The sequence below is a fragment of the Brasilonema sp. UFV-L1 genome, assembly GCF_012912105.1.
Taxonomy (GTDB): domain Bacteria; phylum Cyanobacteriota; class Cyanobacteriia; order Cyanobacteriales; family Nostocaceae; genus Brasilonema.
In genome coordinates this window covers 1-1221 of sequence record NZ_QMEA01000296.1, presented here as the reverse complement: position 1 = coordinate 1221, position 1221 = coordinate 1, and the positions used below count along the sequence as shown (strand labels likewise).

The 1221-nt window shown below is 38.9% G+C and carries 2 protein-coding genes; both read left to right on the top strand.

Going from position 1 to position 1221, the window contains the following annotated elements; genetic code table 11:
• The first annotated feature begins 157 nt into the window (after positions 1-157).
• Positions 158-460 carry a hypothetical protein gene (locus DP117_RS34235; protein ID WP_169222587.1) on the top strand — a complete coding sequence of 101 codons (303 nt, stop codon included), beginning with the start codon at positions 158-160 and terminating at the stop codon, positions 458-460.
• 171 nt (positions 461-631) lie between these two features.
• Entirely contained in the window at positions 632-883 is a 252-nt protein-coding gene (locus DP117_RS34230; RefSeq protein WP_169222586.1) for a hypothetical protein, read from the top strand.
• Positions 884-1221: the final 338 nt, after the last annotated feature.

The window sequence follows — 1221 nt, the reverse complement described above, 5'->3', positions numbered from 1 at the left end:
AAGGTCAGTACCAAGTTGAGCGTTTTACGTTTAATTAGGTTGACCTACTTATCAATCAAATAAGTATAGGCGCTGATCTCCAAACAGCACTTAAGTTCTGGCTTGCTAATCATTTCTCCTCATTGTCTACACAAGAAGTTCGACAAGCATAAAATCAATGCGCAAACAAGAAATTATTAGTATTGCTCAAAACTCTAACAATAGCTTGGTATGGAGAAAGGTTATGCGATCGCTCTCCCGACAAGAACAAAAACTGACAATGATTGTGCATGAGCTTACAAGAGTGAACGTCAAAACAGTTGCAAACAGAAGCTTTACAACTGAACAGAGTACTTCTAGTACTCTAGGGAGCTTGGAAGTACTTGGAATCGTAGAAAAAGAGCAATGTGGCAGAGAATCTTTCTACTCAATTAAGCCTTCTAGCTTGAGCAAGTATCTTCAAGATAACGACAGGAAATAATGCTCTTTATTCTTGGCTTAATTATTTTTTGATTATAGATTGCATAAAGTTACGCGATCTATAACTAACTTTATTTGGAATGCTTATAAGCCTTGTGCCACATAGCTTTGAGACAGAAAAAAAGAGATGCTATGATGAGAGCAAAAAGTACTAAGGTAGGGAGTATATTAAATGGAGCGATACAAAGGAAGAGGGAAAAACCCCAAAAGTATAGAAGCACTAAAAGCAGCGGCGGCATCGCGTGTGGCGCAAAGAGAGAAGGTCAGTGTACACTTGCTATATGGAGTTTTGGATGTACTGGATACTTTAGGCGACCGCAATCGTTCAATTGCTATCAACGAAGCTATAGGAATGATCGAAGAGTTGGGACTCATCGAACAATTAAAACAGCGTGTTCAAGCCAAAAAGAAGCAAACCGCATAGCGAGCTTTTTTGTACTTGTTAATAACAACAGTTATCCCCTGCCGAAAGAACCACCAGACGACAGGGGATAACTATTAAGCGACAAACTAGAAAGCTTGTCTCTCTTGCTTACTGAAAGAACCACCAGACAGTAGCAAGGGAACTAAAGAAACGATTACCACGCTCTTCAAAGTTCAAGCTGATACTAACATGAGCCTTAACGTAGTTACAACATCTTTTTTTAATAGCATCTGACATACAGTTATCGATGAGCTTAAAGCTAAAGGAATTCAAGTTCGTCTTAGTTCAATACGGTTCAGTTAAGGCTGAAAGCGTTGATGACAATATGAAAATGGGGA

Excerpts from the sequence above, each read along its gene's own strand:
- DP117_RS34235 (WP_169222587.1), top strand. The coding sequence starts at position 158 with ATGCGCAAACAAGAAATTATTAGTATTGCTCAAAACTCTAACAATAGC.
- DP117_RS34230 (WP_169222586.1), top strand. The coding sequence starts at position 632 with ATGGAGCGATACAAAGGAAGAGGGAAAAACCCCAAAAGTATAGAAGCA.